Here is a 21,661-nt window from a genome sequence, read left to right as displayed (position 1 = left end):
TTTTATAGAAGGGAATCTTTATGAAACATCAAATGAAATGGCTGGTGCTAGCATCACTGCTTTCCGTAACTGCATGTAAAACACAAGAAGAAATTCAAAGAGAACAAGTCGTAGACAATATTTCAATTCAAATGGTCGAAAATCAAAAACTCACCGCCGGTGCAAATGTTAGACTACAAAATATTGAAGAAAGACTTGGTATGCTTACCGGACAAGTTGAGGACTCAAACCACAACACTAAAGAGCAGCTCACAAAACAAGTTGAAGAATTAAAAGCTAAAATCACATTGCTTGAAGAAAAAGATAAGGCCAATGATGAGAAGTTAACAAAGATCGATTCTCAACTAGAACAGCAAGATAAATATCTTCAGAAACTTCTTAGTACGCTCTCTTCTAAAACTTCTTCAAAAAGTTCAAAAAAAGAAAGTCCTTATCAAGAGGCCATGAGCGCCTATTCATCGGGAAACTATAAGAAAGCTCAGGCCCTACTACAAGCACTCGAATCAAAGAGTAGTATAAAAGGAAAACAAAGAGCAAGAGTGCTCCATAACCTTGGAATGTCTGCTTATATAAATAAGAATAATAACGATGCGACTGTTTTCTTTAGTAAGCTTTTTACTGAATTTCCAAAATCAAATTACAATGCAAATGGACTACTCTACCTTTCAAAGACTTTAAAGAGACTTAATCAAAGTGAACAAGCAAAGCAAACTCTAGAAGAGCTTATTAAGAGATTTCCAAATTCAAAGAAAGTAAAAGAGGCTAAGTCATTACTAGCTAAGCTATAGGATAAAATATGAAGAGAAGTTACTTGTTGACACTACTTATGTGTTTAATGATTTCATCGTGTACTTACTTTATAAATACAATTGATGAAGGCGAATACAATGTAACAGGAATTGATAAGGATAACTTCTCTATCATTTTTAGCCACAATATAAACGGGGAAACACACCCATGTGGCTGTAGACACCATCCTCTAGGAGGACTTCCGCAAGTTGCTGGAGTCTTTCATCAAATAAAGAAAAATAGCGATATACTTTATGTAGACAGTGGAGATACTTTCTTCGCCTCTTCTTCATTACCAGCAACACTTGAAAAATCACTGACTTTTACTGGAAAGAATTTAGCAAAAGGTCTAGGAATGCTAAATCTCTCCTATATGCTTCTTGGAGAGCAAGATTTAGCAATGGGATGGGATTTTTTAAAAGAAGTTCAAAAAGAAAATAATTTCACTTACCTTATTTCAAACCCTTCAGCGAGCTTCCCTTTAGAGCATAAGAAATTTGCTATCTTAGAAAAGGGACCTCATAGAATTTTTCTCATTGCTCTATCTGATCCAAATATATTTGAAGGAAATTATAGGAATGCTTTCCTCTCCCCTTTCTCTGTTATTGATACAATAAGAAAAGAGCTTAAGGAGGCTGGTTACAAGAAAGGAAGTCCTTTTCATAGACTGATTGCACTCACAAATGCTGGTATTGATATAGATACAGAACTTGCCAAGAGATTTACTGAACTAGATTGGATTATTGGATCTCACTCTCAGAGCTTCACTAAGTTCCCAGTAGAAGAAGGGAAAACCAAAATGGTGCAAGTTCTCTCAAGGAATCACTACCTCGGGGAAATAAAAATTTCTTTAAAGTCTGATAAGTCAAAGGACAGTTTTGAAATCCATGAAACGAGAGATGAGACAGCGAAATTCCTAAACCCTAACCCATTTAGAGAATTTCTAACAAAGCACAAAGAGCAGCTTTCAAAAATCCAAGTTGAAGAGCAAAATGCCATGACTGTTTCATCAATGGGTGTACAAAAGTTTAATACTTCTAATTCCTGCCTAGAGTGCCATCAGGCCCAATCGGACCACTGGCAGAAAACGCCCCACTCCATTGCCTACTTAACATTAATAAAAGCACAGGAAGAAAATAATTTAGCCTGTATTAAGTGTCATAGTCTCGGTCTCAACTCTCCTCACGGTTTTGCCAAGGCAAAAGATATCGTTCACTTTGAAGAAACTGATGAGGCAAAGCTAAAGAAATTAAAGAATGATTATATGAAAGAGCTCAAAGAGAGTTTCTTAGACTTCTCTTCTGTTAGAAAGCTTCCTCCAAATAGTATTGAGAATCTTTCAAAGAGATGGCAAGAGCTTGATAAGAGAAAGGGTGTTAAACATAACTTTGCCAATGTTCAGTGTTTAAATTGTCACGATAAGCATCTAGAACATCCCTTCTCTACAAACGAAGTAGAACTCTCTTCTAAAGCAAAGTATCAGAATATGAAAACGAAGTGTCTCAATTGCCACGATCCAGATCAAAGTCCAGAGTGGTACCAAGGCAAAGAGGTCAACGAAACGAAGTTCATTGATATGATGAAGAAAGTTGGTTGTCCTAAGAGTTAAATTTTCTCTAAGAAATCTAAGAACTTCGCTCTATACTGCAAGTGCTTAGGATGAAAAACATCGGTGTGTGAGCCGTCTTCAACGGTCCACCACCACTTCTTCTCTGTCTTAAGCTTCTTATAAATTTCCTCACCAAATTTATAGGGAACAACCACATCTTTATTTCCATGAATCATAAGTATGGGCATCTTGAATTGATCTAAATTCTTATATGGTCCGTATTCGTCTGACACAAGAATATAAGCAAGAGGACTTAGTGCCACAAAGACTCCAGCGTTCTTTAATTTATCAAAGGCAATATCTTGGTAAGAGCTAAAAGTTGAATCTAGAACATAGAGATCAATATCAGATTTAAAATCAATATCTTTCATGGCACGCATACTCACCGTCCCACCCAGAGACTGAGCGTAGACAATGAACTTAGGATATTCTTTCGACTTAGCGTGGGCCCAATTAAGAGCTGCTATAGAGTCCTTATTAAGTCCCTGCTGATTGGCCTGCCCTTTTGAGAGTCCATAACCTCTATAATCAAAAATGAAGATATCATAACCATCTTTCACCATCCAACCAAGATTTAGCCAATGGGAAGTGATATTTTGTGCGTTTCCGTGAAAGAAGAGAATGAGCCCCTTCTTCTTTTTCTTCTTATCTTTTTCGTAAGACTTGTCATACATGAACCAACCGTGAAGATCCGTTCCATCGGTTGATTTGAAGTCAATATCATCGTAGGCCACATTATGTTGTTTCGGGTCCGCGTAGAAGTACTTCGTCGGAAAGTAGAAGAAAGAAGAGCACCCATATAAAAAGGTTAACAATATTAGCGGTAGGAGCTTTTTCATAGACTAAAAACCTTAAAAGATTTAATAAATACAGACTATTATGCTAGGATTCTGATTCTATGACTACAAAGTTTATATTGGGCATCGAAACAAGTTGCGACGATACCTCCATTGCTATAATCGAGACTGATTCTAAAGACTTAGACACTCCTCCGAGTGTCATAACTCAGAAATCATTCTCCCAAGAAGAGCTCTTAAGTAAGTGGGGCGGTGTGGTGCCTGAGATTGCGGCGCGTAATCACCTCGCAAAACTAGTTCCTCTACTTAAACAAACACTAGAGTCTGTAAATATTGATATGAAAGATATCGCGGCCATTGGTGTGACCACTCAGCCAGGACTTCTAGGTCCTCTACTTACTGGTCTCAATACGGCAAAGACTCTTTCTCTTATTTTTGAAAAACCAATTATTCCAGTGAATCATCTCTTTGCTCACCTTGAAGCAATCCACTTATCACGAACGACAAGATATCCTTATATCGGTCTGCTGGTATCTGGCGGACATTCACTATTTCTCCTTGTGACATCACAGAGAGATTTTGAAATCCTCGGCTCTACTATTGATGATGCCGCGGGGGAAGCTTTTGACAAGGGTGGAAAAATCCTAGGCCTTGGCTATCCTGCAGGAAAATTAATTGATGATCTAGCAAGAGGTGGCGATCCTCTAAAATATAGTTTCCCAATAGGACTCAAGAGTTCTGCTGATTGTAGACTAAGCTATTCAGGAGTGAAAACGGCCCTTAGATTATTTGTCGAAAAGAATCCTCACGTTCTTCATCCAGGTGGAGATAATTACTCGCAAGACCTAAAAGATGTTTGCGCTTCTTACCAACACGCAATTGTTGGCGCCCTTAAGTTAAAACTTAAGTATGCAATGAAGGCCGTTAACGAGCGCTTCCCAAAGAAGCTAGAAGTTGTCGTTGGAGGTGGTGTTGCTTGCAATAGCTATCTTAGAAAAGTTCTCATTGAAACTTATAAAGACGTCTTCTTTGTGCAACCTGCTTTTTGTACAGATAACGGAGCAATGGTTGCAAACTACGCTCACCGAATTGAACAGAGCGCGATCAAGTTTCCAGAGTGTTTAACTCTCGATGCCAAGGGCCGCTATATTTCTAAAAAAGATCTACTGACGAAAGGACACCTCTAGTGACAAAGTCTCTCCCATGGGCTGATAAGAATTTAGGCCAACACTTTCTAAGAGATCAGAAAGTAATTGATGATATAACAGATGATTTTAAAGATGAAGCGGGGGCCATCATTGAAGTTGGTCCGGGACCAGGAATACTTACTGAGTTCTTGGCCAAGCACGATCTTCCTTTCTACGTCATTGAAAAAGATAAACGCTTTCCTGAATATTTAGAGAAGTTTATCCCAAGTGAAGCAATCACTCTTTGTGACGCTCTAGAAGTTAATTTAAGCGAGTTCTTTGAAGAGAAGAAGATAAGTGATTTGGATATTTGGTTAGTTTCAAATCTTCCTTATAACGTCAGCGTCCCTTTGCTTGTGAACTTTATAAAAGCTTCACAGATCAAGTATATGACTCTAATGTTTCAAAAAGAAGTTGCAGATAAAGTTATTACTTTTATTTCAAAGAAGAAGAATAAAGCAATGGGCTCTCTTCTCGCTCTCTCTCAGACTTACTTTGAAGTTGAAGTTCTCTGCCAAGCACCTCCCGTTGCTTTTCAACCACCACCAAAAGTTGATTCAACAGTAGTAAGTTTCAAGAGAATCGCTACTCCAGTTATACCTCTTTCAGAATTTCATGAGTTTGAAAAATTCCTAAGAAAAGTTTTTCAATTTAAGAGAAAGCAACTTGGTGGAGTGTTAAAAAACTTCTACGAACCAGAAATTCTAGAAAAAGCATTCCTAGACTGTGAAATACAAAGAACTGATAGAGCAGAATCATTTTCACTAGAGACGATTCAAAAACTATACAAAGAATTAAAGTAAACATAGGTGTTATATGAAAACAATCATCACTACTCTCTTATTTTTTCTTTCCCTAAGTGTTAGTGCTAATTACTTTGAGTTCTTTGGAACTCACGTAACAACTTCAGGTATTGGTAATCAAGCAAATTTAAATCATAATGATCCTGCTAATAATTACTACATTCCTGCACAGATGGCATTCACAGAAACATTTAATCTATCCACTTCAATTTCCTCTGCTGTAACAGACTTCGAGCCAATCAATGGCGTTGTCATTAAAAATGACTCCTTTCAAGACCCAGCATTAAACGAGGAAGTGGGTTCTGTTTCAACATCTTATCAAAAATACTACAGTGGTTCTTTGCACCTCGCCCTCCCTCTTGCAAAAAAGCTTGGAACGATTGGTCTTAGTATCAGTGCACCAATTGGGTCGCTGATCGAAACAAACTCAGGAAACGCATTTCTTCCTGAGTACGTCATGTATAGATCAAGATATAGAAGAACTATTGCTCTTTTAAATTATGCCAAAAATTTTGGTGAAGCGTGGGCCTTTTCTATTGGAACACAGATTGGATTTCAAGCGGCAGCTACGGCAGATACAAACGTATCTATTCAAAGTGATTATGGATCTTATGGTTCGATGAAGTCAAAAGTAAAGCCATCCCTTGGACTTATCTTTTCTACAATTTATAAGCCAGCAGATGATTTTCAACTCTACTTTTCTTATCAGCAAGAAATGAAAAATAATCTTGAAGCAAATGCCTTTGGTAAAGTTTCAATTTCTACAACGACAGACTATATTCTCGATTTAAATATCACATCGATGATCTTCTACGATCCACATATCTTCAGACTTGGTACAGGCACTCAATTAGGAATGGTAAAACTATACGGTTCAGTTGAATACCAAATGTGGGGTAATTATAAGACTCCTCTAATGAAAGTAGCTAAGCGTGGCGGTGGAATTCAACCAAGTAGTGATTATGAAGTTTTAAAAACGAAAGATATTTTTATTCCAAAGCTTGGTATGGGATTAGTTCTAACAGAAAGTATAGAGCTTGACCTAGGTATTGCCTATAAACCTACTCCAATTGATGGAGATTTTTCAGGCGCCGGTAATTCATTAGATACGGATTCTACAATACTTACAGGTGCTGCCTTATACAAAACTAAATTCTTTGAAATTCCTCTACAGCTTGGAGGCTCTCTGCAGTATCATATGTTAGAGGATAAGACAGTCTCTAAGACTGCGGGACTAGAAAATGGTGATCCAGGTAATAAGATTGGAGCTCCTGGATATAAAATTGGTGGAAGTGTTCTCGTAGGAAGTCTTGGACTGACTCTGAATTACTAGGAAGAAAATGGGCATTAAAATAATTGCAAAAAATAAGAGAGCACATTTTGACTACAGCTTAGAAGATAAGATGGAAGTTGGAATGGTTCTTGTTGGAACAGAAGTTAAGAGCTTGAGAGCTGGAAAAGTTTCTATTGCTGAGTCACATATTACGATTGATAGTAACGGTGAAGTGTGGGCATTTAATATAAAAATTCCACAATATGAATTTGGAAATATCAATAACCATGTCGAAGATAGAAAGAGAAAACTTCTCCTACATGAAAAAGAAATTGTAAAACTCTTTCATAAAATGAAAGCACAGAATTTAACATTGATTCCAACAATGATTTACTTCAAGGGCTCAATCGTTAAGCTAGAAATTGCACTGGGGCGTGGTAAGAAGCTTCATGACAAGAGAGCTGATGAGCAAGAAAAAACAGTTCAAAGAAAATTACAAAAAGGTATCTACGAATAAGAGAGGACTCTATGAGTGTTTACGATTATAAAGTTAAGAATAATAAGAAAGAAGAAGTTGAATTATCTAATTATAAAGATAAAGTTCTCCTAGTCGTAAATACCGCCTCAAAATGTGGATTTACTCCTCAATACGCTGGTCTAGAAGAGCTCTATAAGAAATATAAGGATCAAGGTTTTGAAGTTTTGGCCTTCCCTTGTAATCAATTTGGATCACAGGAGCCTGGCTCTAACGAAGAGATCGCCTCTTTCTGCGATCTGCAATTTAATATTTCTTTTCCACTCTTTGATAAAATTGATGTGAATGGAAGTGACACTCATCCACTCTACGAATACTTAAAAAATCAAGCGCCAGGCCTTCTCGGTTCAAAGAAAATCAAGTGGAACTTCACTAAATTTCTTATTTCTAAAGATGGTGAGATGATTACAAGGTTTGCCCCAACGAGTAAGCCAGAATCTCTTGAAAGTGATATCAAAAAATTACTTTAAGTCTTTGACTACAATTCGTCTTCTCTGTCACTTATTACTAAAGAAGTTCCTCATCTTTATAGGCTAAGCTGTCACCCATTGGTAAACAACAGCGCCGTAGGTTGAGAGAAAGATAACTCCCGATAGTTTATAAAAGTTTTTCTTCGCAAGCGCAATTCCAATTAAGAAAACTGATGCAAAACCTAGTACAGATAACTCAAGTGTATAATTCTGTTCAATAGGGACATCGTAAAGACCTAGAGATCCAAGAACAAAGGCCACATTGAAAATATTAGAGCCGATGATATTACCAGTAATGAGATCAGTATCCTTCTTTTTTACACAGGCTAAAATTGCAGTAACAAGCTCTGGAAATGATGTTCCAAAGGCCACAAAAACAGCAGAAATAACGTAGGTTGATATTCCCATCATCACTCCAACTTTTGAACCAGAACTAACTAAGAGATCTCCTCCAAAGTAGAGAAGAACAAATCCTACGATAAGTTTAATATAAAGCATCGGACCCATTTCATGTTCAAGGTCTTCTTTACTCACAGTTCTCAAGTGTCTCTGTTTTCTCATTTCTCTAAATGTATTCCAAAGATAAACACCAAAAAAAGACAGAAGAAGACCTGTTCCCCACCAATAGAGATTCGATTGGAAAAGTATAATTGCAAGAATAGCAGTAATTCCAATATGAAAGTAGAGTTGAACTTTAATCTCTGTACGCGCTAAGTGAAGTGGCACAAAAATTCCAGCTGCTCCCATAATTAAGAAGAGGTTGGCAATATTGGAGCCAATGATATTCCCCAGAGCAATAGGACTCTCCCCTCTATAGCATGCCAATTGAGAAACAAAGAACTCTGGTAGAGAAGTTCCAAAGCCTACAATTAATAATCCAATAACTAACGGAGACATTCCCAGATAGAGACCAATCTTTTCTGCAGACTCAAGAGCGAATTCTGCTCCATAATATAGCATTACAATAGAGAATATTAATAAAATCACTTGTAGTGTCATAAACCTGTCCTATAATTGAAATATGGAAAATCTATATAAAAATCTCACAGAAAAGACATTTAAAAAACTGGCCATACTTTTTTGTTTACTTGGTGATATTCTCATTTTTTATTATATTTGGATAGATGCATTTCCAAGAATATACTCTCTCATCACGACTGAAGTGAAGAAGAATCCAGCTCTCACACAGAATATGATTCCTAAAAACTTCTTTACCGAGCTCTATCAATTATCTAAACAAGCAATGCTTGCGATGTTTATAGGTGTGCTGATTATTCACGCTATAAATTACTTCTACTATAACAAAGACAAAGTATTTGCTTATAAATACCTAAGGATTCAGTCATTTCTAGGAGGACTTGGGTTATTTCTACTAGGTTTTTCAAACTTACTAAATGGGGGGATGAATCTAGCCTATGTGGCCTCTGGCGCTTTAATGATTTACGTCTTCATTGGGCTTAGTCAGTTTAAACCTAAAACTTCGGCACCAAAAGTCTCGTAAGAGATGGTCTTGTCCAAAGAGGAAGATTTCGAACTTTATCTAAGAGATTTCTCTGACCTGTAACCGCCAAAATAAAAGAATCAAAGGCCCTAGGATTTTTTACAATCAATTCTAGATCATGTTCATAGATGAAGATATTTAACTTGGCCTCTATTTTCTTTATGATATCAAGTCTCGCTTCTACACCTTGTTCAATATCACTCATATTTTGAATATCTCTATTCAAAAGTATTTTTCCACGAAGAAGTTCAATAAGAGTTAGGTTCACATTACCTTCATAGAGATCAATATTGTTAGGGAAATGTCTTCGAAGATAAGAGAAGCGAGAAAGAATCATTAAAGATGTATTTCCAAATGAATCATAAGAAGAAGTGAATAACTCTAAGTATTGATCGTAGTAATACTTCCAAATCCAGAAATCGACAGAGCGATTCCAGTAAGGAAGAAAACCTTTCTTCAATCTTCTTTTAAATGATCTTGAAAGAAGGTGTTCGTGAGACTCTTTATCCCAAAGGTCTCTTCCCATATCAAATTCATCATCTAAGTTTCTCGATCTCTCATACTCTTTATGATGACGGTCTCTAATGCTAGTATCTTCTTCTAAGATTGAAGTGACTCTATCTCTAACACTAACGACTTCATCAACAGGACAATTCTTTGAACCTGGGCATTCTAATTCGCAAGAGTGGCAAGCGGGCCATGTAAGAGGAAAATCGACAACGAGTTGATTAACTTTATAATCTTCAATCCAAGAGCGAATAGCATCATCGCCTTCAAGTCCTTCTTCATCTTTCACTTGAAGCATAGACCTAAGAAACCACCGCTGGCTATCTTCGTAGTACTCAATTAAGCAGAAGAAGAAATTATCCTTTCTTCCGCCTTTCATACTCATTCCAGCAATATTTTTAGATTCACTCACATAGGCTCTCTGTTATAGAGGTTTCTCAATTGAAAATGGTAAGACATCCATTTCATTCTCTGTGATAATTTGATTTACTAAACTCTTAGCTTCTTCAGGGTGAATAATTAGGAAACATCCTCCTCCACCCGCTCCACAAACCTTAATACCGGCAGTTGGAACTTTTTCTACCACTTTAGTATACACCATATTCATTTTTTCAGAAACAATTCCAGGAAAAAGCTCTTTTCTAATAGCTCCCTCTTTGGAAATAAGCTCTGGTAATTCGCTGAAATCTTCCGATTTAATTGCTTGATAAGCTCGCTGACTTAAAGAAGCAATCTCTCCTAGACCTTTTCTTATGAGTTCATTCTTATCAAAGAAGCCTTTATAAACTTCCCAGTTATTGATTCCTGAAAGTCTCGTCTGTCTTGAGTACACAAGAGTAATATTCTTTTCTAAGAAACTCTTTAAGTTATCACTATAGAGTTGATCTACAGTAACTTTCCCAGGACTTGGAACAAGTGCAAGTACTCCACCATAAATAGCGGGATAATAATCTTGATAGCCTGCGGGACCTGAATCCAGCATTCTTCCCTCTATTCCTCGAACAATATTTACGCCGAGCTGTCTGTCTAAATCAAGGTTTAGGTATTTACAAATAGCACTATAGAGAGTGATTCCCATTGATGATGAACCACCAAGCCCAGCGCCAGGAGGAGATCCTGATTTTAAATTAAGCTTGATTCCACTATTTAATTCAAAGTGATTTAATATCTGGCAAACAAAACTAAAGTGACCAAAGTGATCCCCTAGCAACTTCTCAGAAGTAAAGTCAGCAGTTTCATAAACTTCAGTCGTATCATAATCGAGAGAGTGAATCTGAACTTTTCCTTTTTCAAATTCTTCAATATGAACTTCTGCTTTTAAACTTGTCGCCAAGTTCAATGTAATTGTTTCTGGAATAATTAAATTAATTGGTTCCAGATCAAGAGTTCCCCCTAATAAGTCAACTCTTACAGAGCCACTATACTTCGCCATTATAAATTCCTACGTAAGGTATCTCTCTATAAAGACCATTGAAGTCTAGCCCATAACCAATCACAAAGTGATCTTCAATTTCAAAAGCAAGGTAATCTATATCAACCTTATGCTTAATCCTAGCTGGTTTATAAAGAAGAGTAGCAACCTTGAGGGATTTTGGATTAAGGCCTTCAAACCTTTCAATGAGTGATGAAATCGTTAAGCCTGTATCAATAATATCTTCAACAAGAATAACATTCTTTCCTTCAATATTAGTTTTGATGTCCAGATTGATTTTTAATTCACCAGTAGACTCAGTTCCCTCGTAAGATGAAACAGAAATAAAGTCTAAAATAACTGGCAGATTCATTTCTCGAATCAAATCAGCGCAGAAAATAAATGAGCCTTTAAGAACTCCAACAACAACGACTTCTTCACCGGAAAAATCATTTGTGATTTTCTCGGCCAACTCTTTAACCCGAACTTGAATTGATTGTTTTGATATTAACTCTGGAAATGACATAAAAACCCTCTTGTCTTAATTAATACATAGAGAGTATAGCAAAAAAAAAAGGAGACAACAGTCTCCTTTGAAATTAAATCTGAACTTCTGAAGCTGAACTCTCACTCGCTTCAATATTTGCTGAGAAAGCAAGAAGATCTTCATCATCCGGCTGGTAATCCCAGTGCGCCGTGCATCTTGCTTCGTAGAGGTCAGCCTCTCCCACAAGTACTTGATCAGCATTCTCTGTAGACTTTCGATGAGTCTTTGATGCTGGAGCACCACAAGACGTACAAACGGCCTTAACTTTCGTCACGTCATCCGCTACGGCCATAAGGTGAGGCATTGGACCAAACGGTTCGCCCTTATAATCTTGATCCAAACCGGCCAAGATAACTCTAACCCCTCTTCTAGAGAGTTTATTTACAACTTTAATAATATTCTCATCAAAGAATTGCACTTCATCAATGGCCACAATTCTCGTTGAGTCATAAATTCTTCTAAGAATATCAACTGCAGAATTCACAGGTGTCGCCGCAACTGACTGAGATGAATGACTCACAACTTTAGTTTCGTGATACCTATCATCGAGAGCTGGTTTAAAAATTTGAATTTTCTGTTTTGCGATCTGGGCCCTTCTGACTCTTCTGATTAACTCTTCAGTCTTACCAGAAAACATAGGTCCACAAACGACTTCAACACTTCCTGTCATGAAGCTTGCTAGATAAGGGGACACGTCTCTCTCCTTTGATGTGTGAGTGTATATGCTTGTGTGTGTGTGAAATGATTCTGACAAAGTGATTACACTCTGTAAATGAGGCCATTCCATGTCCTCACTATCTATTGTAATGAATTCCAGTAGATAGTGAGAATAAATTTTCTAACACCTCCTGACTTTGGCATATCGTCAAAATAGGAAGTGTTTTAAAGCATTGCGAAAAGAGAAGTGAAGTAGATTATTCCAAGGACTATAAAGAGAACAAAAATGATTAATGGAGAACAGACAGTTATTAAGCTCTGTAAAATAGAAAAAGACATATTACTTCTAAGTCCTGCGAAGAGATAAATAATTGAACAAAAATGCCTAATCATTTCTCCAAATATAGGAATGACCAAGAAGAGATTTGTCACAATAGAGTGGTTAACAACTTGGGCGGTAACTTCTTCTAAATTTCCTTCAAACTCAAATAAACTTCCAAAGAATCTGATAATGACAGTCCAGACCTTTGCATAGAACCAAAGAGTAATTGGAAAGATAATCACTTGAAGAATTGACCACGAAATTAAAATTTTCTGATACTCAAGAGAAATATTATTGCTGATAAGACTAGAAAGAGTGTCTGACTCAGACATGAACATTCCTGTCACATAGCCAAAGTAAATCATTCCAATGGAGTAAATTCCATTAATGATTGCCATTACCCAGGAAATACTCATGACTTCGATAAAACTAAGACCCGTCTTATACTGAATCTCTTGTTCTTTTAATTCACTAGCAAGAACGAGAGGTTTTGTCAGGGCCCTACTCTCCCTTAAGACTTCATGAGTTTTAAATGGATGTAGAAATGTAATTAAATATTCTCTTATAATCTGGTTCATTACTTAACTCTATACTTATCAGGGTCAATACTCACGGGCTCTTTGCTATATCTTATATAGTGATAAGATATCTTTAATATTCTATCTAAAATAATCACTTCTGAATCTGTAAAAGAGACTTCTAACTCTCTGGATTTTATCTTAAGCTTAAGCTTCCATTTCTTAGCTTTTGAAAGATCCTCTTTCTCGTTAATATATTGGGCTGGACTTAGAATCAGTTTAAATATCTTACTCGCCTCTTCACCAATTTTATGAACTTCAAGTTCTAAAGTTTCTCCATTATCAAAACTTATTTCAACTTTAGCACCAAGCTCATCAATAACTCTCAAATCCCAGACACTTTGAATATTAAAGAGGAGTAACTTCTGCTCGCCTGCTTTAAATTGATAGTAGATATTATTCTTAGGATTGAAGATATAGTAAGATTGATCCTTATTATATCTTTCATAAATTGTATAAATACCTTTTTCAGTTTTTATACTTCCAACCTTTCTTGAAAATTTCGCCGTATCTACATTCTTTAAGTAATTAACGGCCCTAAGAGAAAGAAGTTTATCTCTGAGATGCCCCATCTTCGCCGCAGACGTTTCAATAGGATGAATAGGAGGAGGATTTGTAGTGTTAGATTTAAAATCAATTGAAAAGGATTCATTTCTTATATTTGAAAAAACGATTCCTCTATCAAGCTCTTCATTATCAAAAACTGAAAGATCTAAGAAGAAGTTTGCAGGAAGGGAGAATAATGACTTAACTCTTTCATACTTATGAGAGGATCGATGCTCTTCCTCTTTATTAACCATTCCTTCAAAAGGAAGCTTATCGTTAGCGATTGCAATAACGACTCCCTTGCTCTTTGTCTTATAACCCACATAGAAATCTTGAGAGAAGCCTACTTTCTTTCCCAGTTGATATTCAAGGGTTTCATTTTCAAAAGTGAAAATCATTTTCAAATGATCTTCGGGGAAGAACTCCTTCATTTGAGTTGGAGAAATATCCTTTAAGTACTTACTCGCTCTAATATGGGAGAGACGACTTAAGAACTCATTAACTCTCTTTTGATCAACCTTATGCCCATCAGAAAAATTTGAAAATGATTCTTTATACTTCTTAATATGACTAAAAGGCGTTTGTAGTTCAACTAAATCGCCATACATTGACGAGTCTAAGATTTTAGAATAATTATCTTGTTCTTTTTGATCAGTGAGACTTCTCTTCTCTTGCGTGAAGTAAGTTATGCATAAAAGGCCCACCAATAAGGCGAGTAGTCCAAGATTTCTCTTCATTACAACTTCCCTCTTCTTCTATAGAGAACAATTGAAAAAATAATTAAGCACACAGGAATAATCAATACACTAAAAAAGAATATAACTCCTAGCTGTGGCCGACTAATAAATAAAGGTTCATCTTTAAGGGCGATACGATCAAAGGTTATGAGCTGATCGTTCTTAGTGATCCATGAAACCGTATTGATCAGCACCTTAAAGTTATTTGAAAATTTCGTATAGGCATTTGAAACAAAACTTGTATTTGAAAAGACTACGACTCTACCACCATTTTCAAATTCGCGGCTCACAGCAAAATTTAGCGGTCCAGGAAGGTCTTTTCCTTTATCAAATCTCTTATCCTCTAACTTTAAGAAGTTCGACTCTCCCCAGCTCTCGCTTGAAGACTTAACAAGTTCAACGGCCTTTAGACCAAGATAACCATTAAAAGTAATTGCTGTAGCAAGAGGAAAGAAAACATATTCATTAAAGTCTTTGAATATTGGATGACTTTTAGCAAAAGTTCTAGCAATTGGAGCTGCTCCATTAGACCCATCAATTGTCGAGTCTGGGGAGATGGAAAGAATATTATGAACTTTAATTCCTTGCTCAGACAGATACTTTCTTAAGTTTGGAATTGAATCTCCATTAAATTGAGGATTCACACCAATGAGCAGGGCCTTCCCACTCTCTTGAAATTTCTCTAAAGTTAACAATTCTTTTTCATCAAGATCTATTTCAGGTCCCCATAGAATAAGAACATCACATGCTAGAATAGGCTCACCAGATACAAGTTTTATATCTTCAACTTTAAATAATTCAATCTCAAGAAGTCTTCTAAGTGCACTATATTGATTTCGTCCTTCCGCGTACCAGCTAAATTTGGAATGAGAACTATCTACGCAAACTGAAGTTTCTTTTTCTCTACTTACTTTTAAAATAGCATTTGTAAGTTCTAACTCTCTTGTTTTGAGAGATTTTGCTACCTTATCCCCTTTTCTAACAATGAGAGTTGGCAATTGAGTAATATCATTTTTTTGAACTAAACTCGGACTAGTTTCAGCGTCAATGAAATTAAATTTTAAGTCTGCTTTTCTTAAGCGGTACAATTCAAGAAGAATATTTACTCTTTGAAAATTTTCTTTTCTAGCATAGACATCAATTTCAACCAACCCCTTTGAGTTCTTTAAAACATTCACCGTCTGAGACTTTAAAGAATGTAGCCTCTTTTCAGTGAGATCAATTTGGATCGGATTTTTAAAAGCAAGATAGTTTACGAGACCAACAATACAAGAAATAAGAAAGCACGAAATAATGGCGTCACTAAGCATTTTAAATTGAGAGCTCATATAATAAGCTTTAAAAGACTTTCTATAAATAATGAGAAGAACTAGCGTAACAACAACTGCAGCGAGAGAGACTCCAATATTTAAATATATTTCATCAGAAATCGAAAGCCAAAGGACGATACTCGTTAAATAGAGAATAATATTAGTAATAATTAAAATGGTTGATAAAACACTCTTCACTACCATCTCCTCGAACTAAGAGACTTATTTATAAAGAACATAAATAAACCAATAAAAGAAGCGAAGTAGATAAAACTAAAACTTCTAATATCGCCTTGAGCAAAGTGACTAAAATGAGAAGTATTATTTAAATAGCTTAGCAATTGACCAACAATGAAATTATTAGTTGAGTTCGCTGTTAAGTTTAAGAGTAGAACTCCAAAAATCATTGAGAACGAAATAAAACCTGAGATAATTTGATTGCCCGAAATCGAAGAGGCAAACATACCAATTAAAACATAGGTACTAATATTTAGAACAAGTCCCAAATACCCGCTTAAAACAATCCCCCAGTCACTGTAGCCTGAAAACATAAGAATCATAGGAAACATTAAAGAGAGTATGAGCATAAAGCTAATTTGAGTTATGTGAGAGAGAAATTTACCAATGATAATATTCCAAAGTCCAACTTTAGATCTCATTAGAAGTTCTAAGGTTCCTGTTCTCTTCTCTTCAACAAAAGAGTTCATTGTTAATAGTGGAGTTAAGAACATAAAGAGAGAGCTAATTGTTCCAAATAAAGGAATTAGAACATTAGTGGTTAGACTAGATCCTACAACTTCTTTTGAAGCTAGCACGCTGTAGTAGAAAATCCAGCCAGTGATTGCACTAAAAATAGCGCATAAGATATAAAACAGTGGTGATGAGAGAGACTCCTTGAGTTCTCTTTTATAGATACTAAACATTTCGCTCACTCGTAACATGATCAAAGATTTGTTCCAAATCCATTTCTTCGGTTCTTAAAGAACTTACAATATAATTCCGATCCAAGAGAAAGCGGTTAATCTTCCCTCTTAAATCCTCACTTCCTTTTGAAGTAATTCGAAGTTTATTTTCATTAACTAAAATTTCCACATCAAATTCTTTAGAACAATCCATACAATCTGAATCACTCAATTTAGAATCCAGTTCGATAAGAAAAATTTCCCCTGCGACTAGATCTCTCTTAACGTCTTCAATTTTTCCAGTCTTCAATATTCTTCCATGATTTATGATCGTCACTTCATCACAGAGGTTACTTGCTTCATAAAGCTGATGAGTAGAAAAGAGAATAGTATGATTTTTCTTTAGAGATAGAATAAGCTCTCTTATTTCCTTGATAGCATGAGGGTCTAGTCCAACAGTTGGTTCATCGAGAATAATTATCTCAGGATCAACGACTAGGGCCTGTGCAATTCCTACTCTCTGTTGATAACCTTTAGAAAGATTTCCTATAAGTCTCTTCTTAACATTTTCAAGCCCACACTTCTGAACAATAGAAGACAATTCTACTCGGGATTCAAAAATAGTTTTCACGAAACTTAAGAACTCTTCAACCACCATATGCTTATAGAGAGGTGGAAGTTCAGGAAGGAATCCTATTGGTCTATTAGAATTAACAATGACCTCTCCCGAACAAGAAGTAAGCTCATTAGTAATTATTTTCATTGTTGTAGATTTTCCAGCACCATTAGGCCCTAAGAACCCATGAATACTTCCCTTTGATACTTCAAAGGAAATACCATTTAATGCAATGGTCGAAGAGTAGCTCTTGTGAACATTTTCAACTCGGATGGCCTTTTCTTCCATAAAATACCTCTCGAAATTTATATATCTAATCCTAGCAAAAGAATTTAGGAAAGTTAAAGCCTAACTGACTCCAAATGATCAGTTATTATCTATTTTCTTCAAGAATTTTCACTTACTTACCGATATAATGAGATATGAACAAACTATTCCAAGAACACATTAAAAATGCTGAAACAATTGTAATAACAACTCACGTTTTTCCAGATGCGGATGGTATAGGAAGTCAGATTGCCCTATGTATGGCCCTGCAAAGTCTTGGAAAGAAGGCCATTTGTGTAAATGAAAAGAAGTTGTTCGATAGATATAAGTACTTAGATCCAAAAGACGTCATCATTTCCTACGACGAATACATGAAGAATCCTTTTAAGGAAATAGATCTTCTCATCGTTGCAGATACTAATAGCCTTCCAAGAATTGGAAGAAATACACAAGAGCTAGTTTTAAATGCAAAAGATCTTCTATTCATTGATCATCATCCATGTGCAAGAGAACTTGCGGCCATTCATTGTATTGATACAACGATGGCGGCGACTGGGGAACTTGTCGGAAATTTAATTTCAGGCCTTGGAGTGGAATTTACAAAAGATATGTCTCTCGCGCTCTACACCGCGATTCTCATTGATACTTCAAGCTTTAGGTATCCAACTGTTTCTGGTAATACTCATAGACTCATTGCTAGTCTTATGGATGCTGGAGTCAGACCTCCTGAAGCCTTCAACCAAATTAATGGAACAAAGAAAATTGGATACATGAGATTAATTGGAGAAGTTCTAAGCTCAGCGCAAACAAATGACACCGAAGAAGTCGCTTGGATTTGCTTGAATGAAGAAATGATTGCAAAACATCAATCAGATCCTGAAGATACTCATGGCTTTATCAATCATCTGCTTATTTTAGATAATATAAAAGTCGCTTGTATGTTTAGACAAAATGGTACGAGTATTAAACTAAGTATGAGATCCGCTTGCACAACTATTGATGTAGGAATTATGGCACAAGCCCTTGGAGGTGGTGGTCATAATCATTCTGCGGCTACAGTTCTTGAAGGGTCAATGGATGAGATAGTGAAGTCTTCTATAGATAAAATTCAAAGAATGATAGATAGATCAAAGGACTAACTCTTTCCTAAGATTTCAGAGAGAGCTGCTCTTTCTTTTTCATTCCAGCCAAAACCACCAGAACCTAATAGTCCCTTAAGTTTTTCCTGAACATTTGTATCTTTTGGATCATTCTTATCGACATCTGAATGAAGTAAGACCTTCTTTGCTTCTGGGGTATTTGCTTTCTTTTCAACTTCTTCAGGATTGCCTAAACCTTTCACTGCGCTTGTAGTTGCGGCTTTAGTTCTAATATCAGTCTTCACTGCAGGAGTGTCGGCCATAAATGTACTTACTTGCTTACCTGCTAAATTCTCTACTTTCTTCTCTGCACTATGTCCGGTCTTCTTAGCTACTCTGGCCTTAATTTCCTCAGGAGATAGATTTTCTCTAGGAGGTCTATAGGACTTATCTACTTTTGTAGGACCGCTCTTCTTCCCTCTTTGTTTTGAAGGTTTCTCAGTTGCTGCAGGTAATGTCTCATTAAATGTTGTAAAGACTCTCATAGACTTATTATAGCGAAATAGAAAACAAGTTTCGCCGTGGAAACTCTTTCTCATTCAATTGTTGGCACTACTACAGTAGACCCTGTCTAAAATTTATGGCAGATCTAAAAAGGTGTTTTTTTACTTAAGACTATCTTAAAGCATGGATTTAAAAGAGATTTGGCAAGTTCCCGACGATTTCACTCAAGCTTATAGAATTCTCGCCGAAAAAGTAATTGACCAAAGTGATCAACCTGATAATCTTGGTCTTCATAAAAGGGATGAGAGAAAATTCTAAATAAAGACTTTAAGTTGTACGTCAGTTCCATTTGTCCGTAGTTTGTCAGACTTTATTTAGAGATCAATAGAAACGACGTTTCTAAAAAAAATGAGAGAGAATTTATGAAATCAATGGAACTGGCAAAGAGATCTAAACTCGTATTCATGTCACTACTATTATCTGTTGCTGTTTTTACAACTTCATGTGGAAGTGGAAAAGATGGTGCCAATCTAGAAATTCCTGGTGTTACTGGACCAGTAGTTTCACTACAACAAGACGATGTCTTAGTTACAATGGTATTTGATAATCTTCAACTCCAAGGCGGGTTAAGATATGCAATTCCAAAGTATCCAAACTCTTACATTGAAATTTCACCAGATCTTCAATCAAATGGAACATTGATGGCCGTATCAATTTCACTTGATGATGTATTCAACGGAAACCTTTCTAAGCTTGATCCACAATCACTTCCAGGGGGAAGAGCTCTTCCAGGTGTTGCGAGCGGACGTTTACCTGCAGTGGCATTTAGTATTGAGAAGTTCCACAACATGGGTGTTTACCTTGGACCAGATATCTTTGGTATCTTCATTCCAGTAAAAGGTCTTAACCTTCAAAACTCAATTATTACTGCTAGATTCTATGCTGGTGGCGATAGAGTTGGTAACCTCTCTCTAATCGGTGAAGACCAAGACGGAGAGAACGGTGGTTTCTTACTAATGCTTGATATGAAAGGATCTGTTAAGAAGAGACTTAAAAAACAAGCAAAGAAATACTAAAAAATAAAAATTAATTATTCCAAGGGGAGCATTCGCTCCCCTTTTTTATTTCTTCACTTTATGAAAATCCAAAATATTAATTTGCCACTTATAATTTGTACTTTCGTTATTTAAAATTTCAGCATAGACGGGTTCTGTTTTTCCATCAATATCATTTAAAAGCCAAAATCTCTCCCCAACAATTGAAACAATATTATAAAGACCTTGGTGTAGATGATTTTCAATTAGATATTTTAAGAAGATTAATCTCATTGGTTCAGTACGCTGCCCCAACCCATCATACTTTTTCATATCAGAGAGAGCTTCTCTCGTTTGGTAATCTTTCAAAGGAGTCTTTAGCGCCTCAACCATTGTATCAGAGAACACAAAGTCGCTTTTCATTTTCCCCATATTTACTGTTGATACCGTAAGTTTAAGCTCAAGTAGATTTCTCACTGCCTGCTCAAAAGCTGAGACTTTGATAATAATTTTTTCAGGTAACTTCACAGGCTCTGCTTTAACGACTGGTTTAACCGTTGCTACAACAGGTTTTGGAAGTGGTTTAGGTTTTGGTTTTATCACAATTATAGGAGTAGGCTTTGGCTCCGGCTTAGGTTCAACTTTCTTCTCGACGAATAGAAAATCTCCTAGACCTTTATCATCAAATTCTTTTAAAGCTCCTGGTAGAAATAAATCTCCCTGAGCATAACGAGACTTACTCGCTTCAAGTTGCTTTGAAACAAGAGAGAAAATAATTTCTAAGTCTGGATAAGATCTCTCTTTAGTTGAAAAGAGAGCTGAATATCTCTTCAAACAACTTAAACCATGCCCACCAGTATTAATGACATTAGCCGCATTAGATTCATATAATAATTCAATGGCCTTAGGTACTGAGCTTAGACCATAGAGATCATCTCTTTCAGAACATAGTTGAACGAGAAGTTCTTTATCATTGTGGCATATTGATGCTAGGGCCTGATGAGACTTATCTATAGTAAAGTTCTTATTTTTAATTCCTTTTTCTTTTAACCACTCGTAGACTCTAGTTTTAGCGACCCCTCTAGGAGTTAAAGATTTAAAGTTTTCAAGCCAACCCTCTCTCTCTGAACTATTAAGCTTTGAAAGCGCACCTGGATTCCAATCTTTTAGATATCTAGTCTTCGCTCTTTTTACAAATTTTATCATTTCAACACTCTTAGGACTGCACATTCCCAAAGTCTTCTTCCAATCTAGCGAACAAAGTTTTTCGTTCCCATCGATCTCATACATCAGAGAGTGATTTTCCTTCATGCTTTCAAAGAGATAACTAATTGTGATCAATCGATAAAGATAGCGAATATATTCTATATTTTCATTCAAGTAGAAATCAGGACAATTCGACTTCGCAGGAAATTCTTTACTCCATAATTCATTTAGATTAAAAATTTCTTTCTCAATTAGAGATGGTAAGTATTCGTTGTAATACTCGTCATCCGAGAATGAGATCTCTCCATCTATAGAACTAAAAGAATACTTTGGTGAAATTGGACCAAAGTACAAAGGTGTTGGCTGCTCACCTACAAATGAGCTGTCATAGTATTTATTTGAAGAATAATCTAAGGCCCAAGTGTTAATACCAAGGGCACAAAAGATAATAAAAACTGTATTTCTAATCATCAT

24 protein-coding genes are annotated in these 21,661 nt (G+C 36.1%); 11 read left to right on the top strand and 13 right to left on the bottom strand.

Going from position 1 to position 21,661, the window contains the following annotated elements:
* Positions 1-20: 20 nt before the first annotated feature.
* On the top strand, positions 21-788 hold the full coding sequence (locus CES88_RS12155; protein WP_290734712.1) for a tetratricopeptide repeat protein: 768 nt from the start codon (positions 21-23) through the stop codon (positions 786-788).
* Positions 789-796: 8 nt separating this feature from the next.
* Positions 797-2,398 carry a multiheme c-type cytochrome gene (locus CES88_RS12150; RefSeq protein ID WP_290734710.1) on the top strand — a complete coding sequence of 534 codons (1,602 nt, stop codon included), beginning with the start codon at positions 797-799 and terminating at the stop codon, positions 2,396-2,398.
* Here CES88_RS12150 and CES88_RS12145 read toward each other — a convergent pair.
* Positions 2,395-3,237, bottom strand: coding sequence for an alpha/beta hydrolase (locus tag CES88_RS12145; protein WP_290734708.1), 843 nt, complete (start codon positions 3,235-3,237; stop codon positions 2,395-2,397). The genes CES88_RS12150 and CES88_RS12145 overlap by 4 nt on opposite strands.
* A 59-nt stretch (positions 3,238-3,296) precedes the next feature.
* Between CES88_RS12145 and tsaD the strand changes: the two genes are divergently transcribed.
* Genes tsaD through CES88_RS12120 form a run of 5 tightly spaced genes read left to right on the top strand, consistent with a single transcriptional unit; the run spans position 3,297 to position 7,463 of the window.
* A complete protein-coding gene (gene tsaD / locus CES88_RS12140; protein WP_290734706.1) occupies positions 3,297-4,382 on the top strand; it encodes a tRNA (adenosine(37)-N6)-threonylcarbamoyltransferase complex transferase subunit TsaD in 1,086 nt (361 codons plus the stop codon).
* Positions 4,382-5,185, top strand: a complete 804-nt coding sequence (gene rsmA / locus CES88_RS12135) for a 16S rRNA (adenine(1518)-N(6)/adenine(1519)-N(6))-dimethyltransferase RsmA (RefSeq protein WP_290734704.1) — start codon at positions 4,382-4,384, stop codon at positions 5,183-5,185. The genes tsaD and rsmA overlap by 1 nt, the downstream gene beginning before the upstream one ends.
* A gap of 13 nt (positions 5,186-5,198) precedes the next feature.
* A complete protein-coding gene (locus CES88_RS12130) occupies positions 5,199-6,518 on the top strand; it encodes a hypothetical protein (protein ID WP_290734702.1) in 1,320 nt (439 codons plus the stop codon).
* Between the two features lie 7 nt (positions 6,519-6,525).
* A complete protein-coding gene (gene smpB / locus CES88_RS12125; protein WP_290734701.1) occupies positions 6,526-6,975 on the top strand; it encodes an SsrA-binding protein SmpB in 450 nt (149 codons plus the stop codon).
* An 11-nt stretch (positions 6,976-6,986) separates the two neighbouring features.
* Positions 6,987-7,463 (top strand): glutathione peroxidase, encoded by a 477-nt coding sequence (locus CES88_RS12120; protein WP_290734700.1) that lies wholly within the window; start codon positions 6,987-6,989, stop codon positions 7,461-7,463.
* Positions 7,464-7,526: 63 nt separating this feature from the next.
* On the opposite strand, the gene CES88_RS12115 is transcribed toward CES88_RS12120, so the two are convergent.
* On the bottom strand, positions 7,527-8,462 hold the full coding sequence (locus CES88_RS12115) for a calcium/sodium antiporter (RefSeq protein ID WP_290734699.1): 936 nt from the start codon (positions 8,460-8,462) through the stop codon (positions 7,527-7,529).
* A 22-nt stretch (positions 8,463-8,484) separates the two neighbouring features.
* On the opposite strand from CES88_RS12115, the gene CES88_RS12110 reads away from it, so the two are divergent.
* Positions 8,485-8,964, top strand: coding sequence for a hypothetical protein (locus CES88_RS12110; protein WP_290734697.1), 480 nt, complete (start codon positions 8,485-8,487; stop codon positions 8,962-8,964).
* Here CES88_RS12110 and CES88_RS12105 read toward each other — a convergent pair.
* The 9 genes from CES88_RS12105 to CES88_RS12065 all read right to left on the bottom strand — a co-directional run bounded on the left by CES88_RS12105 (position 8,936) and on the right by CES88_RS12065 (position 17,385).
* A complete protein-coding gene (locus CES88_RS12105) occupies positions 8,936-9,883 on the bottom strand; it encodes a hypothetical protein (RefSeq protein ID WP_290734695.1) in 948 nt (315 codons plus the stop codon). The two genes, CES88_RS12110 and CES88_RS12105, sit on opposite strands and share 29 nt — an antisense overlap.
* A 12-nt stretch (positions 9,884-9,895) precedes the next feature.
* Positions 9,896-10,903, bottom strand: a complete 1,008-nt coding sequence (locus tag CES88_RS12100; RefSeq protein ID WP_290734693.1) for a hypothetical protein — start codon at positions 10,901-10,903, stop codon at positions 9,896-9,898.
* A complete protein-coding gene (gene hpt, locus CES88_RS12095; protein ID WP_290734691.1) occupies positions 10,890-11,408 on the bottom strand; it encodes a hypoxanthine phosphoribosyltransferase in 519 nt (172 codons plus the stop codon). The genes CES88_RS12100 and hpt overlap by 14 nt, the downstream gene beginning before the upstream one ends.
* Before the next feature lie 73 nt (positions 11,409-11,481).
* Positions 11,482-12,123, bottom strand: a complete 642-nt coding sequence (locus tag CES88_RS12090) for a thymidine kinase (RefSeq protein WP_290734690.1) — start codon at positions 12,121-12,123, stop codon at positions 11,482-11,484.
* A gap of 188 nt (positions 12,124-12,311) precedes the next feature.
* A complete protein-coding gene (locus CES88_RS12085; protein ID WP_290734688.1) occupies positions 12,312-12,986 on the bottom strand; it encodes a hypothetical protein in 675 nt (224 codons plus the stop codon).
* A complete protein-coding gene (locus CES88_RS12080; protein WP_290734687.1) occupies positions 12,986-14,269 on the bottom strand; it encodes a hypothetical protein in 1,284 nt (427 codons plus the stop codon). Before CES88_RS12080 ends, CES88_RS12085 begins: the two co-directional genes overlap by 1 nt.
* On the bottom strand, positions 14,269-15,777 hold the full coding sequence (locus tag CES88_RS12075) for a Gldg family protein (protein WP_290734685.1): 1,509 nt from the start codon (positions 15,775-15,777) through the stop codon (positions 14,269-14,271). Before CES88_RS12075 ends, CES88_RS12080 begins: the two co-directional genes overlap by 1 nt.
* Positions 15,777-16,502: an ABC transporter permease gene (locus CES88_RS12070; protein WP_290734683.1), complete on the bottom strand. Its 726-nt coding sequence runs from the start codon at positions 16,500-16,502 to the stop codon at positions 15,777-15,779. The genes CES88_RS12075 and CES88_RS12070 overlap by 1 nt, the downstream gene beginning before the upstream one ends.
* Positions 16,495-17,385, bottom strand: a complete 891-nt coding sequence (locus tag CES88_RS12065; protein WP_290734681.1) for an ABC transporter ATP-binding protein — start codon at positions 17,383-17,385, stop codon at positions 16,495-16,497. Before CES88_RS12065 ends, CES88_RS12070 begins: the two co-directional genes overlap by 8 nt.
* Positions 17,386-17,519: 134 nt before the next feature.
* Between CES88_RS12065 and CES88_RS12060 the strand changes: the two genes are divergently transcribed.
* Complete coding sequence (locus tag CES88_RS12060) at positions 17,520-18,503, top strand: bifunctional oligoribonuclease/PAP phosphatase NrnA (RefSeq protein ID WP_290734679.1); 984 nt, start codon at positions 17,520-17,522, stop codon at positions 18,501-18,503.
* Here the strand turns inward: CES88_RS12060 and CES88_RS12055 are convergent.
* Entirely contained in the window at positions 18,500-18,988 is a 489-nt protein-coding gene (locus tag CES88_RS12055) for a hypothetical protein (protein ID WP_290734677.1), read from the bottom strand. The two genes, CES88_RS12060 and CES88_RS12055, sit on opposite strands and share 4 nt — an antisense overlap.
* A 142-nt stretch (positions 18,989-19,130) precedes the next feature.
* Here CES88_RS12055 and CES88_RS12050 point away from each other — a divergent pair, with 142 nt between their 5' ends.
* On the top strand, positions 19,131-19,265 hold the full coding sequence (locus CES88_RS12050; protein WP_290734675.1) for a hypothetical protein: 135 nt from the start codon (positions 19,131-19,133) through the stop codon (positions 19,263-19,265).
* 104 nt (positions 19,266-19,369) lie between these two features.
* Positions 19,370-20,023 carry a hypothetical protein gene (locus tag CES88_RS12045; protein WP_290734673.1) on the top strand — a complete coding sequence of 218 codons (654 nt, stop codon included), beginning with the start codon at positions 19,370-19,372 and terminating at the stop codon, positions 20,021-20,023.
* 45 nt (positions 20,024-20,068) lie between these two features.
* On the opposite strand, the gene CES88_RS12040 is transcribed toward CES88_RS12045, so the two are convergent.
* Entirely contained in the window at positions 20,069-21,661 is a 1,593-nt protein-coding gene (locus tag CES88_RS12040; protein ID WP_290734671.1) for a hypothetical protein, read from the bottom strand.

The sequence above is a fragment of the Halobacteriovorax sp. JY17 genome, from assembly GCF_002753895.1.
GTDB lineage: Bacteria > Bdellovibrionota > Bacteriovoracia > Bacteriovoracales > Bacteriovoracaceae > Halobacteriovorax.
Note: the sequence above shows the minus strand (reverse complement) of the source record. Positions and strands in the feature narration are given on the sequence as shown.

Coding starts and splice junctions, on each gene's coding strand:
- CES88_RS12155 (WP_290734712.1), top strand. CDS start 21: ATGAAACATCAAATGAAATGGCTGGTGCTAGCATCACTGCTTTCCGTA.
- CES88_RS12150 (WP_290734710.1), top strand. CDS start 797: ATGAAGAGAAGTTACTTGTTGACACTACTTATGTGTTTAATGATTTCA.
- CES88_RS12145 (WP_290734708.1), bottom strand. CDS start 3,237: ATGAAAAAGCTCCTACCGCTAATATTGTTAACCTTTTTATATGGGTGC.
- tsaD (WP_290734706.1), top strand. CDS start 3,297: ATGACTACAAAGTTTATATTGGGCATCGAAACAAGTTGCGACGATACC.
- CES88_RS12130 (WP_290734702.1), top strand. CDS start 5,199: ATGAAAACAATCATCACTACTCTCTTATTTTTTCTTTCCCTAAGTGTT.
- smpB (WP_290734701.1), top strand. CDS start 6,526: ATGGGCATTAAAATAATTGCAAAAAATAAGAGAGCACATTTTGACTAC.
- CES88_RS12120 (WP_290734700.1), top strand. CDS start 6,987: ATGAGTGTTTACGATTATAAAGTTAAGAATAATAAGAAAGAAGAAGTT.
- CES88_RS12115 (WP_290734699.1), bottom strand. CDS start 8,462: ATGACACTACAAGTGATTTTATTAATATTCTCTATTGTAATGCTATAT.
- CES88_RS12110 (WP_290734697.1), top strand. CDS start 8,485: ATGGAAAATCTATATAAAAATCTCACAGAAAAGACATTTAAAAAACTG.
- CES88_RS12100 (WP_290734693.1), bottom strand. CDS start 10,903: ATGGCGAAGTATAGTGGCTCTGTAAGAGTTGACTTATTAGGGGGAACT.
- hpt (WP_290734691.1), bottom strand. CDS start 11,408: ATGTCATTTCCAGAGTTAATATCAAAACAATCAATTCAAGTTCGGGTT.
- CES88_RS12085 (WP_290734688.1), bottom strand. CDS start 12,986: ATGAACCAGATTATAAGAGAATATTTAATTACATTTCTACATCCATTT.
- CES88_RS12080 (WP_290734687.1), bottom strand. CDS start 14,269: ATGAAGAGAAATCTTGGACTACTCGCCTTATTGGTGGGCCTTTTATGC.
- CES88_RS12070 (WP_290734683.1), bottom strand. CDS start 16,502: ATGTTTAGTATCTATAAAAGAGAACTCAAGGAGTCTCTCTCATCACCA.
- CES88_RS12065 (WP_290734681.1), bottom strand. CDS start 17,385: ATGGAAGAAAAGGCCATCCGAGTTGAAAATGTTCACAAGAGCTACTCT.
- CES88_RS12060 (WP_290734679.1), top strand. CDS start 17,520: ATGAACAAACTATTCCAAGAACACATTAAAAATGCTGAAACAATTGTA.
- CES88_RS12055 (WP_290734677.1), bottom strand. CDS start 18,988: ATGAGAGTCTTTACAACATTTAATGAGACATTACCTGCAGCAACTGAG.
- CES88_RS12050 (WP_290734675.1), top strand. CDS start 19,131: ATGGATTTAAAAGAGATTTGGCAAGTTCCCGACGATTTCACTCAAGCT.
- CES88_RS12045 (WP_290734673.1), top strand. CDS start 19,370: ATGAAATCAATGGAACTGGCAAAGAGATCTAAACTCGTATTCATGTCA.
- CES88_RS12040 (WP_290734671.1), bottom strand. CDS start 21,661: ATGATGATTAGAAATACAGTTTTTATTATCTTTTGTGCCCTTGGTATT.